This is a genomic window from Bacillus sp. PS196 (genome assembly GCF_037963555.1).
Taxonomy (GTDB): Bacteria; Bacillota; Bacilli; order Bacillales; family Bacillaceae; genus Bacillus; species Bacillus subtilis.
The window spans coordinates 1,606,362-1,623,831 of the sequence record NZ_CP150159.1; the positions used below are offsets into that span (position 1 = coordinate 1,606,362).

Sequence of the window (17,470 nt, forward strand, 5' to 3'; positions counted from 1 at the left end):
GGGGAAAGAACATGAAGCATTTAACGACGATGAGTGAACTCAGCACTGAGGAAATCAAAGATTTGCTTCAAACAGCACAAGATCTCAAAAGCGGAAAAACAGACAATCAGCTTACAGGAAAGTTTGCCGCAAACCTGTTTTTCGAACCGAGCACGAGAACGCGGTTCAGCTTTGAGGTCGCAGAAAAAAAGCTGGGCATGAATGTGCTCAACCTTGATGGAACAAGCACAAGCGTGCAAAAAGGCGAAACCTTATATGACACGATCCGGACGCTCGAATCAATCGGTGTGGACGTCTGCGTCATCAGGCACAGTGAGGATGAGTATTATGAAGAGCTTGTCAGCCAGGTGAACATTCCGATTCTGAATGCGGGAGACGGATGCGGCCAGCATCCGACACAATCACTGCTTGATTTAATGACGATTTATGAAGAGTTCAATACGTTCAAAGGGCTTACCGTCTCCATTCACGGTGACATCAAGCATAGCAGAGTGGCAAGGTCAAATGCGGAAGTGTTGACAAGATTGGGTGCCCGGGTCCTATTTTCCGGCCCTTCGGCATGGCAGGATGAAGAAAATACATTCGGCACGTATGTCTCAATGGATGAAGCAGTTGAGTCTTCCGATGTCGTCATGCTGCTGCGCATTCAAAATGAACGACATCAGTCCGCTGTCAGCCAGGAAGGCTATTTAAACAAATACGGCTTGACCGTAGAACGGGCTGAGCGTATGAAGCAGCATGCGATCATCATGCATCCTGCTCCGGTAAACAGAGGAGTGGAGATTGATGACAGCTTAGTAGAAAGCAAAAAATCAAGAATCTTCAAGCAAATGCAAAATGGCGTATTTATCAGAATGGCAGTGATACAGCGTGCCTTACAAACCAATGTGAAAAGAGGAGAAGCAGCATATGTCATATCTCATTAAAAACGGCTGGATACTAAACGAAAATGGTGAAAAAACAGAAGCGGATATCCGAGTGACTGGAGAAACCATCACCGCAATCGGCAAGCTTGATGCAACGGATAATGAAACGGTAATTGATGCGAAAGGTTTGCTCGTTTCACCTGGGTTTGTTGATCTCCACGTGCATTTCAGAGAGCCGGGCGGAGAGAAAAAAGAAACTATTGAAACCGGGGCCAAAGCGGCGGCACGCGGCGGCTATACTACAGTAGCAGCAATGCCGAATACGCGGCCGGTTCCTGATACAAAGGAGCAGATGGAATGGGTGCAAAACAGAATTAAAGAAACATCATGCGTCAGAGTTCTTCCATATGCATCCATTACGATCAGACAAATCGGCGATGAAATGACAAACTTTGAAGCGTTAAAAGAAGCCGGGGCATTTGCTTTTACAGATGACGGTGTTGGTATACAGACAGCAGGAATGATGTATGAAGCGATGAAACGGGCAGCTGCAATTGACAAAGCGATTGTTGCACATTGCGAGGACAACTCCTTAATTTACGGAGGAAGCGTACATGAGGGGACATTCTCCAAAGCGAACGGGCTAAACGGCATTCCTTCTGTGTGTGAATCGGTTCATATTGCCCGCGATGTGCTGCTGGCTGAGGCGGCAAACTGCCATTATCATGTATGCCATATCAGCACGAAAGAATCTGTCAGAGTTGTACGCGATGCGAAAAAAGCGGGAATCAGAGTGACAGCAGAAGTGTCGCCGCATCATTTGCTGCTTTGTGATGAGGATATCCCGGGGCTGGACACAAACTATAAAATGAATCCGCCGCTCCGCAGTGCAGAAGACAGAGCTGCTTTAATTGAAGGTCTTTTAGACGGAACAATTGATTTTATCGCAACAGACCATGCACCGCATACGGAAGAAGAGAAAAAAACAGAAATGAAACTGGCGCCATTCGGAATTGTCGGCTTAGAAACAGCATTCCCGCTTCTTTACACACACTTTGTCAAAAATGGCAGCTGGTCGCTGAAGCAGTTGATTGACTACATGACAATCAAGCCATGCGAAGCGTTCGGTCTCCCATATGGAACATTACAAACGGGGCAAGCTGCGGACATTACGTTAATCGATTTAGAAAAAGAAGCAGTTATAGACAAAGAGACATTTTTATCAAAAGGAAAAAATACACCATTCAACGGCATCAGCTGCACCGGCTGGCCGGTCGCTACAATTGCGGCAGGGAAGCTTGCTTATGAAGAGGGGAGACTTGTCAAATGAAGAGACGATTAGTACTGGAAAACGGAGCGGTATTCGAGGGAGAAGCCTTCGGAAGCTTAGAACACAACATGGGAGAAGTCGTTTTTAATACTGGGATGACAGGCTATCAGGAAATTTTATCTGACCCTTCTTACTGCGGACAGATCGTAACATTAACATACCCGCTTATCGGAAATTACGGCATTAACCGTGATGATTTTGAATCCATTACCCCTTTTGTCAAAGGGCTGATCATCAAAGAATTATGTGAGCTGCCTTCCAACTGGCGTTCAGCATACACCTTAGACGAGTATTTAAAAATGAAAAACATTCCCGGACTCCAGGGAATTGATACAAGGAAGCTGACAAGAATGATCCGCACGGCAGGCGCGCTAAAAGGAACATTCGCTTCATCTGATGAAGATATCGAAGCAGTGCTGAAAAGACTGAACGAAACGGAATTGCCAAGAAATCAAGTATCCCAAGTATCAGCAAAAACAGCATATCCGAGCCCGGGAAGAGGCAAACGCATTGTCTTGGTTGACTTCGGCATGAAACACGGGATTCTAAGAGAGCTGAACAAACGGAAATGTGACGTCATCGTTGTGCCTTACAACATTACAGCGGAAGAGGTGCTTCAGCTGAAACCGGACGGTATCATGCTTTCTAACGGACCTGGAGACCCGAAGGATGTGCCTGAAGCGATTGAAATGATTAAAGGTGTTCTTGGAAAAGTGCCATTATTCGGAATATGTCTCGGCCACCAATTATTCGCGCTGGCGTGCGGGGCGAATACTGAAAAAATGAAATTCGGCCACAGGGGCTCAAACCACCCGGTAAAAGAGCTGGCTACAGGAAAAGTTGCCTTAACATCTCAAAACCATGGATATACAGTTTCGTCTATCAGTAAAACAGAACTGGAAGTGACGCATATCGCAATTAACGACGATACGATTGAAGGGCTGAAGCATAAAACATTGCCGGCATTTACGGTTCAATATCATCCCGAAGCCTCACCTGGTCCTGAGGATGCCAATCATCTATTTGACAGATTCATCGAAATGATCGAAACAACAGAGAAAGAAGGGGAAGCGGTATGCCAAAACGCGTAGACATTAACAAAATTTTAGTAATCGGATCTGGACCGATCATCATCGGCCAAGCAGCAGAATTTGACTATGCGGGAACACAAGCCTGTCTTGCTTTGAAAGAAGAAGGTTATGAAGTCATCCTTGTCAACTCAAACCCTGCCACGATCATGACAGATACAGAAATGGCTGACCGGGTTTACATCGAACCGCTCACACCTGAATTCCTGACACGAATCATCAGAAAAGAGCGCCCGGATGCCATTCTTCCTACACTCGGAGGCCAAACCGGTTTGAATCTTGCGGTTGAGCTTTCTGAAAGAGGCGTTTTGGCAGAATGCGGCGTCGAAGTGCTTGGCACGAAACTGTCTGCGATTCAGCAAGCTGAAGACCGTGACTTGTTCAGAACATTAATGAATGAACTGAATGAACCGGTGCCTGAAAGTGAGATTATTCACTCCCTTGAAGAAGCAGAAAAATTCGTCAGTCAAATTGGATTCCCTGTCATTGTCCGCCCGGCATATACATTAGGCGGAACAGGCGGAGGCATCTGCTCGAATGAAACAGAGTTAAAAGAAATCGTTGAGAACGGCTTGAAATTAAGCCCGGTACACCAATGTCTGCTTGAAAAAAGCATCGCCGGCTATAAAGAAATCGAGTATGAAGTCATGAGAGATAGCCAGGATCACGCCATTGTCGTTTGTAACATGGAAAACATTGATCCAGTTGGAATCCATACTGGAGACAGTATTGTTGTTGCGCCGAGCCAAACGCTCAGCGATCGCGAATATCAGCTCTTGCGGAATGTATCGTTAAAACTGATTCGCGCGCTTGGGATCGAAGGCGGATGTAATGTCCAGCTCGCCTTAGATCCAGACAGCTTCCAATATTACATTATTGAAGTAAATCCGCGTGTCAGCCGTTCATCTGCCCTTGCATCAAAAGCAACGGGATACCCGATTGCAAAGCTCGCTGCTAAAATTGCAGTCGGACTTTCATTAGATGAAATGATGAACCCGGTGACAGGAAAAACATATGCAGCATTTGAACCTGCTCTTGACTATGTCGTATCCAAAATTCCGCGCTGGCCGTTTGATAAGTTTGAATCAGCAAACAGAAAGCTTGGCACGCAAATGAAAGCGACAGGTGAGGTCATGGCAATCGGCCGCACGCTTGAAGAGTCATTGCTGAAGGCAGTGAGATCACTGGAAGCGGATGTGTATCATCTTGAATTGAAGGACGCCGCTGACATTTCAGATGAGCTTCTTGAAAAGCGAATTAAAAAGGCCGGTGATGAACGCTTATTCTACTTAGCTGAAGCGTACAGAAGAGGCTACACGGTAGAAGACCTCCATGAATTTTCCGCTATCGATGTCTTCTTCTTGCATAAGCTGTTCGGAATCGTACAGTTTGAAAAAGAATTGAAGGCGAATGCGGGCGATACAGATGTGCTGAGACGGGCAAAAGAACTCGGCTTCTCTGATCAGTACATCAGCCGTGAATGGAAAATGAAAGAATCTGAGCTTTACAGCTTGAGAAAACAAGCGGGGATTGCGCCGGTATTCAAAATGGTAGATACATGTGCGGCGGAATTTGAGTCAGAAACGCCATACTTCTATAGCACATATGAAGAAGAAAATGAATCTGTCGTTACAGATAAGAAAAGTGTGATGGTGCTTGGTTCGGGTCCGATTCGAATCGGTCAGGGTGTCGAGTTCGACTATGCGACGGTTCACTCTGTATGGGCAATTAAACAAGCAGGCTATGAAGCCATTATTGTCAATAACAACCCGGAAACCGTTTCAACAGACTTCAGCATCTCAGACAAGCTGTATTTTGAACCGCTTACGATTGAAGATGTCATGCACATCATTGACCTCGAACAGCCAATGGGCGTTGTCGTACAGTTCGGCGGACAAACTGCGATTAACCTTGCTGACGAGCTTTCTGCACGCGGAGTGAAAATCCTTGGAACTTCATTAGAAGATTTAGACCGTGCGGAAGACCGGGATAAATTTGAACAAGCGCTTGGAGAACTTGGTGTTCCTCAGCCGCTTGGCAAAACAGCGACATCAGTTGATCAGGCGGTAAGCATCGCAAGTGATATCGGTTATCCGGTACTGGTGCGTCCTTCCTATGTACTTGGCGGCCGGGCGATGGAGATTGTGTACCATGAAGAGGAGCTGCTTCATTACATGAAAAATGCAGTCAAAATCAATCCGCAGCACCCTGTATTAATTGATAGATACTTGACTGGAAAAGAAATTGAAGTCGATGCAGTATCCGACGGTGAAACAGTCGTCATTCCGGGAATTATGGAGCACATTGAACGTGCGGGCGTTCACTCCGGAGACTCAATCGCTGTTTATCCGCCTCAGTCTCTCACAGAGGACATTAAGAAAAAAATTGAACAATACACGATCGCTTTGGCTAAAGGGCTGAATATTGTCGGTTTGCTCAATATTCAATTCGTCTTGTCGCAAGGTGAGGTGTACGTGCTAGAAGTGAATCCGAGATCAAGCAGAACCGTACCGTTTTTAAGCAAAATTACGGGTATCCCAATGGCGAATCTCGCAACAAAAATCATTCTTGGTCAAAAGCTGGCTGCGTTTGGCTATACAGAGGGCCTTCAGCCTGAACAGCAAGGTGTATTTGTAAAAGCGCCGGTCTTCTCCTTTGCCAAGCTGAGAAGAGTGGACATTACGTTAGGGCCTGAAATGAAATCAACAGGTGAAGTCATGGGGAAAGATTCGACACTTGAAAAGGCGCTCTACAAAGCCTTGATTGCTTCAGGTATTCAAATCCCGAACTACGGTTCCGTGCTTTTAACAGTAGCTGATAAGGACAAAGAAGAAGGGCTTGCCATTGCTAAGCGGTTCCACGCGATCGGCTACAACATTTTAGCGACGGAAGGAACGGCAGGCTACCTGAAAGAAGCTTCCATTCCAGCGAAGGTCGTCGGAAAAATCGGTCAGGATGGCCCGAACTTGCTTGACGTCATCAGAAACGGAGAAGCGCAGTTTGTCATCAATACGCTGACAAAAGGAAAGCAGCCGGCAAGAGACGGTTTTAGAATCAGACGTGAATCAGTAGAAAATGGTGTTGCCTGCCTAACATCTTTAGATACGGCAGAGGCGATATTACGAGTGCTGGAAAGCATGATATTCCGTGCTGATCAAATGCCGGCAGTCAACACAAATCAGGAGGCGGCAGTCACTATATGAAAAAAGCGTATTTGACAGTATGTTCTAACCAGCAAATTGCAGACCGGGTGTATCAAATGGTTCTGAAAGGGGAGCTTGTCCAAGGGTTTACAACCCCGGGACAGTTCCTTCATCTTAAAGTGAGCGAAGCGGTTACGCCTCTTTTGAGAAGGCCGATCAGCATCGCAGATGTCAACTTTGAAAAAAATGAAGTCACCATCATTTATCGGGTAGATGGGGAAGGGACAAGACTCTTGTCACTGAAGCAGCAGGGAGAACTTGTGGATGTCCTCGGGCCTTTGGGAAATGGCTTTCCTGTTAATGAAGTTCAACCCGGAAAGACGGCTTTGCTGGTAGGAGGCGGAGTAGGTGTGCCGCCTCTCCAAGAGCTGTCGAAACGCTTGAATGAAAAAGGGGTTAATGTCATCCACGTTTTAGGATTCCAATCGGCAAAGGATGTATTTTACGAGGAAGAATGCAGGCAGTACGGAGACACGTATGTGGCAACAGCTGACGGAAGCTACGGGGAAACCGGATTTGTCACAGATGTGATTAAACGGAAAAATCTAGAGTTTGATATCCTCCTCAGCTGCGGGCCGACACCGATGCTCAAGGCGTTAAAACAGGAATATGCCCATAAAGAAGTATATCTGTCCATGGAGGAACGAATGGGCTGCGGAATCGGCGCATGCTTCGCGTGTGTGTGCCATACAAACGAAAGTGAGACATCCTATGTAAAAGTATGTCTCGACGGGCCTGTATTTAAAGCTCAGGAGGTGGCGCTGTAATGCTAGAGGTGAAATTGCCGGGACTTGATTTGAAAAATCCAATCATTCCTGCATCAGGCTGCTTCGGGTTTGGAAAAGAATTTTCACGTTTTTATGATTTGTCTTGTCTTGGAGCCATCATGATTAAGGCTACGACAAAGGAGCCGCGCTTCGGGAATCCGACGCCGCGGGTAGCTGAGACTGGTGCTGGAATGCTCAATGCGATCGGTCTCCAAAATCCGGGGCTGGATAGCGTGTTGCATAATGAGCTGCCGTGGCTTGAGCAGTTTGATACGCCGATCATTGCAAATGTCGCAGGTTCTCAAGTCGAGGATTATGTTGAAGTCGCAGAGCGTATCAGCAAAGCGCCTAATGTTCATGCTCTTGAATTGAATATTTCCTGCCCGAATGTGAAAACAGGCGGAATCGCTTTTGGCACGAATCCTGAGATGGCTGCCGATTTGACAAAAGCGGTGAAAGAGGTTTCGGATGTACCCGTTTATGTGAAGCTTTCTCCGAACGTGGCTAATATCACAGAAATTGCCTTAGCGATCGAGGAAGCCGGAGCGGACGGTCTTACGATGATCAACACATTAATCGGCATGAGACTCGATTTAAAAACCGGCAAACCGATATTAGCGAATAAAACAGGGGGACTTTCAGGCCCTGCTGTGAAGCCGGTTGCCATTCGCATGGTGTATGAAGTCAGCCAGGCAGTCAACATCCCGATTATCGGAATGGGAGGCGTGCAGACGGCTGAAGATGCCCTGGAATTTCTTCTCGCGGGAGCAAGCGCAGTCGCTGTCGGAACAGCAAACTTTGTGAATCCTTTTGCATGTCCAGAGATTATTGAACAGCTCCCATCTGTTTTGCGCCAATACGGCTATCAATCGATTGAAGAATGCATCGGAAGGAGCTGGAATCATGAAAAACAACCTGCCCATCATCGCGCTTGATTTTGCGTCAGCTGAAGAAACACTTGCATTCTTAGCGCCTTTTCAGCAAGAACCGTTATTTGTAAAGGTTGGGATGGAGCTTTTTTATCAAGAAGGGCCATCTATCGTGAAACAACTAAAAGAAAGAAACTGCGAGCTATTTTTAGATCTAAAGCTTCATGACATCCCGACTACTGTAAACAAAGCGATGAAGCGCCTTGCCAGTCTTGGAGTAGACCTCGTCAATGTTCATGCTGCCGGGGGCAAAAAAATGATGCAGGCAGCTCTCGAAGGCTTAGAAGAAGGTACGCCGGCTGGAAAAAAACGTCCGTCACTTATCGCGGTAACCCAGCTGACAAGCACATCTGAACAAATCATGAAAGATGAACTGCTGATCGAAAAGTCTCTGATTGATACGGTTGTGCACTACAGCAAACAGGCGGAAGAAAGCGGACTGGATGGAGTGGTCTGCTCTGTTCATGAAGCAAAAGCCATTTACCAAGCGGTGTCGCCTTCATTTCTGACTGTCACTCCGGGGATCAGAATGTCAGAGGACGCTGCGAATGACCAAGTCCGCGTAGCGACGCCTGCCATTGCAAGAGAGAAAGGTTCATCAGCGATTGTAGTAGGACGCTCGATTACAAAAGCGGAAGACCCGGTAAAAGCCTATAAGGCTGTCAGACTTGAATGGGAGGGAATCAAATCTTGAAACAAATCATCGCAAAACATCTATTAGACATCCAAGCTGTATTTTTACGCCCGAACGAGCCGTTCACATGGGCAAGCGGCATTTTATCACCAATCTACTGTGACAACCGCCTTACGCTATCTTTCCCAGAGGTCAGAAACGATGTCGCCTCAGGTATCAGCAAGCTTGTCAAAGAGCATTTTCCTGAAGCTGAAATGATTGCGGGAACAGCAACTGCCGGTATTCCTCATGCTACTCTTGCGGCTGACCGTTTGAATCTTCCGATGTGTTATGTGAGGAGCAAGCCGAAGGCGCACGGAAAAGGCAATCAGATTGAGGGAGCTGTGCAAGAAGGGCAAAAAACAGTTGTCATTGAAGACTTAATTTCCACAGGAGGCAGTGTGCTTGAAGCTTGTGCAGCTTTACAAGCGGCCGGCTGTGAAGTGCTTGGTGTCGTCTCAATCTTTACGTACGGACTTCCTAAAGCGGAGGAAGCCTTCGCAAAGGCAGAACTGCCATACTACTCATTAACTGATTATGATACGCTCACAGAGGTCGCGCTTGAAAACGGAAATATTCATTCAGATGATCTAAAAAAGCTGCAAACATGGAAACGAAATCCCGAGTCAAAAGATTGGTTTAAAAAATAAAAAATAAATTCAAATGATATAAAGAGGCTTCAAAGCCTTGATGTACTTGAAAACAGGCTGTGAGGCCTGTTTTTTTATTAATCCTATAAAAAAAGTCGGGTTGACTTATGTTAGAATTGTGCTAAAATTTACTACAAATCTAAAAACTTATCAAGAGCGGCTGAGGGACTGGACCTATGAAGCCCGGCAACCTGCAAAGTTTGTAAGGTGCTACTTCCAGCAAAATGAATTCCATTTTGAAAGATAAGGGCTACATGCTGTTCCTGTCTTTCTTTCCGCCGGATTGAAAGTTTTTTATTTTAAGAGGTAAAAAGGCTATCTGTATATCAGCAGCCGCGAATCACATTACATGGGAAAAGACAACCGGCAGAAAGCTACTGTTTGTTTGTCTCCGAAAGGAGGAAAGAAGAAATGTTAACGTATGATAATTGGGAAGAACCAACGATTACATTTCCGGAAGACGATCCTTATAAAGGAGCGCTGTCAGTTTTAAAATGGGCATACGGCCATTACGGCGATCAGCTTGTTTATGCCTGCAGTTTCGGAATTGAGGGAATCGTTCTGATTGACTTAATTTATAAAGTGAAAAAAGACGCAGAGATTGTGTTTCTTGATACAGGACTTCATTTTAAAGAAACCTATGAAACAATTGAACGAGTGAAAGAGCGTTATCCGGGTCTTAATATCATCCTGAAAAAACCAGATCTCACCCTTGAGGAACAAGCCGAAGAACATGGTGACAAACTGTGGGAAAGAGAGCCGAATCAGTGCTGCTATCTTAGAAAGGTCGTTCCTTTAAGAGAGGCGCTTTCAGGACATCCAGCCTGGCTTTCCGGCCTGCGCCGTGATCAAGGGCCAAGCCGTGCCAATACGAATTTCTTAAACAAAGATGAAAAATTCAAGTCAGTAAAAGTTTGCCCGCTTATCCATTGGACTTGGAAAGACATTTGGAGATACACATCCCGGAATGAACTGGACTACAATCCGCTTCATGACCAAGGATATCCAAGTATTGGCTGTGCGCCTTGCACTGCTCCCGCTTTTACAGCGGAGGATTTGCGCTCAGGCAGATGGAATGGTATGGCGAAAACAGAATGCGGACTGCATGAATAAGGAGCTGCAAAATGGAATTAGCCGCTATTTTATTTAGCTTGTTTTTCGCGATGAATATTGGTGCAAGCGGCGCTGCAGCTTCGATGGGGGTTGCTTACGGCTCCGGAGCCATCAAAAAGAAAACCTACGCTTTGATCCTATGCGCAGTCGGTGTCTTTGCCGGGGCGGTCATTGGCGGAGGCGAGGTTGTAAAAACAATCAGCTCCGGCATTATTCCTGAGCAGACGATTACACTGACGATTGTTTGCATCATTATTGGAGCTGCTGCCCTGTCGCTCTTTACTGCTAATCTGCTCGGCATACCTTTGTCGACAAGTGAAGTAACAGTCGGCGCGGTTGTCGGCGTGGGAGTGGCTTATAAAGTATTGTTTGTGAACAATCTTCTGATCATTGTGTCATTTTGGGTTTTTGTCCCGCTGTTCGCTTTCGGCTTCACCTATTTCGTATCTAAGCTGTTTCGTTATTTTAAGATTGAAGTAAAATCTTCTAAAAAGCAAAAAATCCTCGGCATTGTTTTGCTAGTTGCCGGATTTTTCGAAGCATTCTCTGCCGGCATGAATAACGTGGCGAATGCTGTTGGCCCGTTAGTAGCTGCCGGTGTGCTTGATGTCGGAAAAGGAACCTTGTATGGGGGAGCTTTTGTTGCTCTTGGCGCACTGTTATTAGGCCGGCGTGTGTTAGAAACAAACGGGAAGAAAATTACGAGATTCTCCAAAGGGGAAGGCATTCTCTTATCCGGTACAGGAGCTGGACTGGTGATCATCAGTTCTGTATTTGGGATGCCGGTGCCCTTGGCGCAAGTCACGTCATCGTCTATTATCGGAATAGGCATGGCAAAAAACGGTCCGAACGTGTTCCATAAACAAGTTGTTCAAACGATGCTGAAGGTATGGATCGTATCGCCGTTTTTATCTTTATCGATTTCTTATCTGCTTGTATCCTTGTTTTTAAAAGCAGATTATTATTCGATCTTTATCATGGTAAGTGTGCTTTTAGCGGCGGGCGGTGCCGTCAGCCTGACAAAGGCCATTCGTAAAGAGAGACGCTCAGTCCACGAACAAGGCGGGGGAATCTGATCATTAATCTGAGTAATTTTATAAGTTAACTAGGAGGAGATGGATGTTATGAGCTTAGCACCACACGGAGGAACATTAGTAAACAGAGTAGATGAATCATATGATGTGAGCGGCACTCAAAAAGAAATTGAACTTGATTTAATTTCTTTCGCGGATTTGGAATTGATCGGTATCGGTGCATACAGCCCGATTGAAGGTTTCTTTAATGAAAAAGATTACGTATCTGTTGTCGAAAACATGCGTCTTTCTTCCGGTGTTGTTTGGTCTCTTCCAATCACGCTTCCGGTCGATGCGCAAAAAGCGGCGGAACTGTCAGTTGGTGAAACGGTAAAGTTAACGTATGAAGGAGAAACATACGGCGTTATCCAAATCGAAGACCTGTACGTGCCTGACAAACAAAAAGAAGCTGTCAATGTGTACAAAACAGATGAACAGGAGCATCCTGGTGTTAAAAAGCTGTTCAGCCGCGGCAATACATATGTCGGCGGACCGATTACGTTGATTAAAAAAGCTTCAAAACAGTTCCCTGAATTTACATTTGAACCGTCAGAAACGAGACGCCAGTTTGCGGAAAAAGGCTGGGAAACCATTGTCGGTTTCCAAACAAGAAACCCTGTTCACAGAGCGCATGAATATATTCAAAAAACGGCTCTTGAAACAGTAGACGGCTTGTTCTTGAATCCGTTAGTAGGTGAAACAAAATCTGATGACATTCCAGCTGATGTACGGATGGAAAGCTACCAAGTGCTTCTTGATCATTATTACCCGAAAGATCGCGTTTTCCTTGGTGTCTTTTTAGCGGCGATGCGTTATGCAGGCCCGAGAGAAGCAATTTTCCACGCGCTTGTCAGAAAGAACTACGGCTGCACACATTTCATCGTCGGCCGTGATCATGCAGGTGTAGGCGACTATTACGGAACATACGAAGCACAGGAGCTGTTTGACACATTTAAACCTGAAGAACTCGGAATTACACCGCTGAAATTTGAGCACAGCTTCTTCTGTAAAAAATGCGGAAATATGGGAACAGCGAAAACATGCCCTCATGGCAGAGAGCATCACGTCATTTTATCAGGCACTAAGGTAAGAGGTATGCTGAGAGACGGTGTGCTGCCGCCTGCTGAATTCAGTCGAAAAGAAGTCGTAGAAGTGTTAATCAAAGGGATGAAGAAAAAAGAAGAAGTAGGCGTATCTTAAGGAGGACTGGCAGTGACAAATCGCGATATTGTATGGCATGAAGCCTCTATCACAAAAGAAGAGTACCAGCAAAAAAACAAGCATAAAAGCTCCATTCTCTGGCTGACAGGGTTAAGCGGCTCAGGCAAATCAACGATTGCCAACGCCGCTGCGAGAGAATTGTTTGAGCAAGGCTACCAAGTGATTGTGCTTGACGGGGATAATATCCGTCACGGCTTAAATAAGGATCTTGGTTTTTCTGATGAAGACCGAAAAGAAAACATCCGCCGAATCGGAGAGGTGGCAAAGCTTTTTGTTCAGCAGGGAACCATTGTGATTACTGCTTTTATCTCTCCTTTCCGCGAGGACAGGCAACAGGTTCGCGAGCTTGTGGAAGCGGGCGAATTTAATGAAGTCTACATTAAATGCGACCTTGATATTTGTGAACAAAGAGATCCGAAAGGACTTTACAAAAAAGCAAGAAACGGCGAGATTCCGTTTTTTACAGGAATTGATTCACCTTATGAAGAACCGGAAGCTCCAGAGCTCGTTCTTGATTCAGGACAGCATGACCGTGAAGCGTGTAAAAATCAGCTGATCGAGTTTGTTAAACAAAAATTGAGCTGAATATGATCTGCTGCGTTCTTCTCAGATGCCGGAATGCAAGCGAGAACATCATCACAGCGAATGCTCTGGAAGAACTCGAATAGATCGGGGGAAATACGATGGGGAAAGTATATATTGTAGGAGCGGGTCCCGGTGACCCTGATCTGCTGACAATTAAAGCGCTGAAAGCCATTGAAAAAGCTGATGTCATCTTATACGACAGATTAGTAAATAAAGAGATTTTACAATATGCCAAAGAGCAAGCAGACCTGATCTACTGCGGGAAGCTTCCAGATTTTCATACGATGAAGCAAGAAACCATCAATCGGTTTCTTGTAAAGTATGCGCAAAAAGGGAAAACCGTTGTCAGGCTGAAAGGCGGAGACCCTTTTGTGTTCGGCAGGGGGGGAGAAGAAGCGGAATGTCTCTCTGAAAACGGAATTCCGTTTGAAATCATCCCCGGCATTACGTCTGGAATCGCGGCAGCCGCTTATGCCGGGATTCCTGTTACTCATCGGGAGGCGGGCTCTAACGTCGCTTTTGTAACGGGTCATTATAAAAAAGAAGAAGATTTTGAGGAAAAGTGGAAAGCGCTGGCTACAGGAATTGATACACTTGTCATCTATATGGGTATCAAAAACGTGCAGCAGATTGAGAGAAAACTCCTTGAAAATGGCCGGGACGGTTCTACGCCGGCAGCCTTTATTCATTGGGGAACAACGGACAAGCAAAAATCTGTTTTTTGTACAGTTGACACCCTTTCAGAAACGGTGATAAAAGAAAACATTACAAATCCGAGTTTAATTGTCATTGGAAATGTTGTAAATTATCACTATAAGCTGGAATGGTTTGAATCTGAACTGAAAAAACAAGATTTAAGCGAGGCGTTGTAAAAATGAAACAAGCAATTTTATATGTCGGCCACGGCAGCCGGGTCAAAAAAGCGCAGCAAGAAGCCGCAGCCTTTTTGGAAGGATGTAAGGCCCACATCTCTGTGCCAGTACAAGAAATCAGCTTTTTAGAGCTTCAGGAGCCGACAATTGAGACAGGATTTGAAGCATGTGTGAAGCAAGGCGCCACTCATATCGCAGTGGTGCCTCTGCTTCTTTTAACAGCTGCGCATGCAAAACATGATATTCCGGAAGAAATTGCCCGTGTTGCATCCCGATATCCGTCAGTCCGCATTTCATACGGAAAGCCGATCGGGATTGACGAAGAAGTAGTCAAGGCTGTATATCACCGAATGAAAGACATAGGTGTTCCATATGAAAATGCCAGAGTGGTACTCATCGGAAGGGGAAGTTCAGATCCAGATGTCAAAAGAGACGTAACCGGTATTGCTAATCTTCTTCAGGAAATGATTCCAGTCAAGGAAGTCATTCCGTGCTTTTTGACAGCATGCGGCCCTAATTACAAAGAGGTTTTTTCAGAACTTAAAAAAGATGACGGCATAACAACCTTTATCGTTCCATATTTGCTTTTTACGGGTATGCTGATGAATGAAATCGAACGAGAGGTTCAGAAATTAAAAGCCCATAATCCGAACGTCTACCTCTCTTCCTATATCGGTTTTCATCCTCATGTGAAAAACGCATTTTTGAACCGTGTGAGAGAAACTGCGGCAAATTCTGAGGGACAATTTGATTTTGATGGAGGTTCATATGCTTCCGCTGCACATTAGCCTGGAAAAGAAGAAGGTTGTGATTGCGGGGGGCGGAAGCATCGCTCTCAGAAGGCTGAAAACGGTGATTTCTGAGGGAGCTGATATAACGCTTGTCAGTCCGGATGTGGAACCGGAAATCAAGCAAATGGCAGAAGAGCGGCGTATCAAATGGGAAAAACGGACAATTGAAAAAGAAGATTATCTCAATGCTTTCTTCATTATTGCTGCGACGGATAATGCGGCAGTGAACAAAGAAATTGCCCAATCCGCTTCGCCTTTTCAGCTTGTCAATTGTGTTAGTGACGCTGAGCTTGGCAATGTATATATGCCGAAAATCGTAAAAAGAGGGCATGTCACTGTGTCTGTTTCTACAAGCGGAGCCAGTCCAAAGCACACGAAAGAGCTTGCTGAAAACGTGGATAAGCTGATTGACGGCGATTTTGTTGCTGAAGTGAACAGGCTTTATCAGGTGAGAAGAAAGAAATAAGCCAGAGCATACAAATGCTCTGGCTTTTCTTTATGCGGCTCAGCTTTTTTTGAGCTTGATGACAGTATCAGCATCAGGCGTGACAAAGACGGTATGCTGGCTGTCATAAGTGACGAAACCGGGTTTCGCGCCGTTTGGTTTTTTGACATGCCTGATTTTTGTATAATCTACAGGCACTGAACTTGAATCTTTAGCTTTTGAAAAATAAGCTGCAATTGTCGCGGCTTCCATGATTGTTTGCTCATCAGGTTCGCTGCTTCTGATCACAACGTGGGAGCCGGGAATGTCCTTCGTGTGAAGCCAGATATCGTCTCTGGCCGCCGCTCTGGTCGTTAAATATTCATTTTGACGATTGTTCTTACCCACTAAAATTGTCAGGCCTGAGGTGGATTCATATGTTTCTAACACCGGATTGTGCGGTTTTTGCTTTTTCTGGCCTTTTTGCTGCTTAGGGCGCAAATATTTGCCCTCAACAAGCTCTTCCCTGATTTCGCTGATATCCCGGGGAGAAGCGGACGAAAGCTGCTGAATCAGCTGATCGAAATATTCGATCTCTTCCTGTGCCAGCCTGATTTGCTCCTCGACAACTGCGACCGAATTTTTCGCTTTCTGATACTTCGTGAAATAGGCCTGTGCGTTTTCAGAAGGCGTTTTGTTTGGGTTTAAAGGAATCGTGATTGTCGGGCTTTCTTCATCATAATAATTGATGACCTCAGCCTGTTTATCACCTTTTTTCAGCATATATAAATTAGCGGTTAAAAGCTCTCCGTAAAGCTGAAACCCCTTCGCGTTTTCCGAATACTCCAGGGTTTTCTCTAATTTTTTGATTTTGTTGGCATTCTTCTTCCGTTCGTTCACAACAAAACGCTCAAGATCCTGAGCCTGTTGCTTGACCCGGTCTCGTTCAGCTTTTCCGAAATAAAAACGGTCGAGCAGTTCGCTTAATGAATCAAAACGGCGCGCTTCGCCCTTTAGATGAGTCAGCTCCAGTAAATAAAAATATTCCTTTCCGTTTACAGTCGTAATGTTGGGAATGAAACGGTGCTCTTTCACTTCGGCAAACAGTGCCAGCAACGCTTTTGGCAGTGTGACTTTGTTGGCAAGGCCTGCTCTGTGAACCGCTTCTTTGGCGAAAAGCGGAGACACGCCTGAAAAGTGGTCGACAATTTGTTTATCAAGCCTTCCTTCTTGAAAGCTGAGGTGACGCAAAATATCATCTTCTGACGCCTCAAGAGGCGATATTTTGTCCTGAGCAGGCGGAAGCTTATAATCTTGGCCGGGCAGTACTGTACGGTAGCTGTTCATTGACGGTGATAAATGCTTAAGTCCGTCGATGATCACATTTTCTGCTGCGTCAGTCAAAATGATATTGCTGTGGCGGCCCATAATTTCTACATAAAGCTTTCGTACGGTTTCATCGCCAATTTCGTTTCGGCTTTTGATATGAAAAATCATAATGCGGTCTAAGTCCGCTTGTTCAATTTTCTCAATGAATCCGCCTTCGATATGCTTTCTCAGCAACATGCAAAACATTGGCGGTTCGCTTGGATTTTCATAAGCTTGTGCCGTGATATGCACCCGTGAATAGCTCGGATGTGCCGATAATAATAGTTTTTGGTTTTTTCCCTTGGCACGGATGTGGAAAATCACATCGTGCTTATATGGCTGATGGATTTTTGTAATTCGTCCGCCCATTATTTTCTCGTTAAGTTCGTGTGTCATTCCGTATGTAAACATGCCATCAAACGACATATGCAATACACCCTCTCATTCTTCCTGCATTCGATAATTATAGCATGAAATGGGACGAGTCAGAATAAGCATGCTTATAGAGTGATATCTC

General features: G+C 45.4%; 16 protein-coding genes and 1 riboswitch. Of the genes, 15 read left to right on the forward strand and 1 reads right to left on the reverse strand.

What is annotated here, in order from left to right:
- Window positions 1–11 precede the first annotated feature (11 nt).
- From NST79_RS08520 to sirC, 15 genes are all read left to right on the forward strand, one after another.
- The gene (locus tag NST79_RS08520) at window positions 12–926 is read left to right on the forward strand and encodes an aspartate carbamoyltransferase catalytic subunit (protein WP_015252126.1); all 915 of its coding nucleotides are present in this window, start codon (window positions 12–14) and stop codon (window positions 924–926) included.
- The gene (locus tag NST79_RS08525) at window positions 910–2,196 is read left to right on the forward strand and encodes a dihydroorotase (protein ID WP_144482469.1); all 1,287 of its coding nucleotides are present in this window, start codon (window positions 910–912) and stop codon (window positions 2,194–2,196) included. The genes NST79_RS08520 and NST79_RS08525 overlap by 17 nt, the downstream gene beginning before the upstream one ends.
- Window positions 2,193–3,287 (forward strand): carbamoyl phosphate synthase small subunit, encoded by a 1,095-nt coding sequence (locus NST79_RS08530; protein WP_003232115.1) that lies wholly within the window; start codon window positions 2,193–2,195, stop codon window positions 3,285–3,287. The genes NST79_RS08525 and NST79_RS08530 overlap by 4 nt, the downstream gene beginning before the upstream one ends.
- On the forward strand, window positions 3,272–6,487 hold the full coding sequence (carB, locus tag NST79_RS08535) for a carbamoyl-phosphate synthase (glutamine-hydrolyzing) large subunit (RefSeq protein ID WP_212060504.1): 3,216 nt from the start codon (window positions 3,272–3,274) through the stop codon (window positions 6,485–6,487). Before NST79_RS08530 ends, carB begins: the two co-directional genes overlap by 16 nt.
- Window positions 6,484–7,254 carry a dihydroorotate oxidase B electron transfer subunit gene (pyrK, locus tag NST79_RS08540; protein ID WP_017694839.1) on the forward strand — a complete coding sequence of 257 codons (771 nt, stop codon included), beginning with the start codon at window positions 6,484–6,486 and terminating at the stop codon, window positions 7,252–7,254. The genes carB and pyrK overlap by 4 nt, the downstream gene beginning before the upstream one ends.
- Window positions 7,254–8,189 carry a dihydroorotate dehydrogenase gene (locus tag NST79_RS08545; RefSeq protein ID WP_212060502.1) on the forward strand — a complete coding sequence of 312 codons (936 nt, stop codon included), beginning with the start codon at window positions 7,254–7,256 and terminating at the stop codon, window positions 8,187–8,189. Before pyrK ends, NST79_RS08545 begins: the two co-directional genes overlap by 1 nt.
- Window positions 8,158–8,877 (forward strand): orotidine-5'-phosphate decarboxylase, encoded by a 720-nt coding sequence (gene pyrF, locus NST79_RS08550; RefSeq protein ID WP_003232107.1) that lies wholly within the window; start codon window positions 8,158–8,160, stop codon window positions 8,875–8,877. Before NST79_RS08545 ends, pyrF begins: the two co-directional genes overlap by 32 nt.
- Window positions 8,874–9,506, forward strand: coding sequence for an orotate phosphoribosyltransferase (pyrE, locus tag NST79_RS08555; RefSeq protein ID WP_284692391.1), 633 nt, complete (start codon window positions 8,874–8,876; stop codon window positions 9,504–9,506). Before pyrF ends, pyrE begins: the two co-directional genes overlap by 4 nt.
- 144 nt (window positions 9,507–9,650) lie before the next feature.
- Window positions 9,651–9,756, forward strand: a riboswitch (SAM riboswitch).
- A gap of 161 nt (window positions 9,757–9,917) precedes the next feature.
- Window positions 9,918–10,619: a phosphoadenylyl-sulfate reductase gene (locus NST79_RS08560; RefSeq protein WP_029317783.1), complete on the forward strand. Its 702-nt coding sequence runs from the start codon at window positions 9,918–9,920 to the stop codon at window positions 10,617–10,619.
- Window positions 10,620–10,630: 11 nt separating this feature from the next.
- Window positions 10,631–11,695 (forward strand): sulfate permease, encoded by a 1,065-nt coding sequence (gene cysP, locus NST79_RS08565; RefSeq protein ID WP_029317784.1) that lies wholly within the window; start codon window positions 10,631–10,633, stop codon window positions 11,693–11,695.
- A gap of 48 nt (window positions 11,696–11,743) precedes the next feature.
- Window positions 11,744–12,892 carry a sulfate adenylyltransferase gene (sat, locus tag NST79_RS08570; protein ID WP_212060498.1) on the forward strand — a complete coding sequence of 383 codons (1,149 nt, stop codon included), beginning with the start codon at window positions 11,744–11,746 and terminating at the stop codon, window positions 12,890–12,892.
- Window positions 12,893–12,904: 12 nt separating this feature from the next.
- Window positions 12,905–13,498 carry an adenylyl-sulfate kinase gene (gene cysC / locus NST79_RS08575; protein ID WP_015252120.1) on the forward strand — a complete coding sequence of 198 codons (594 nt, stop codon included), beginning with the start codon at window positions 12,905–12,907 and terminating at the stop codon, window positions 13,496–13,498.
- Between the two features lie 98 nt (window positions 13,499–13,596).
- On the forward strand, window positions 13,597–14,370 hold the full coding sequence (cobA, locus tag NST79_RS08580; protein ID WP_015715864.1) for a uroporphyrinogen-III C-methyltransferase: 774 nt from the start codon (window positions 13,597–13,599) through the stop codon (window positions 14,368–14,370).
- 2 nt (window positions 14,371–14,372) lie between these two features.
- Window positions 14,373–15,158: a sirohydrochlorin chelatase gene (gene sirB / locus NST79_RS08585; RefSeq protein ID WP_038428938.1), complete on the forward strand. Its 786-nt coding sequence runs from the start codon at window positions 14,373–14,375 to the stop codon at window positions 15,156–15,158.
- Complete coding sequence (gene sirC, locus NST79_RS08590) at window positions 15,139–15,627, forward strand: precorrin-2 dehydrogenase (protein ID WP_015715866.1); 489 nt, start codon at window positions 15,139–15,141, stop codon at window positions 15,625–15,627. Before sirB ends, sirC begins: the two co-directional genes overlap by 20 nt.
- Before the next feature lie 39 nt (window positions 15,628–15,666).
- Here the strand turns inward: sirC and rqcH are convergent, their stop codons facing one another.
- Window positions 15,667–17,379, reverse strand: a complete 1,713-nt coding sequence (gene rqcH / locus NST79_RS08595) for an NFACT RNA binding domain-containing protein (protein WP_212060496.1) — start codon at window positions 17,377–17,379, stop codon at window positions 15,667–15,669.
- Window positions 17,380–17,470 lie beyond the last annotated feature (91 nt).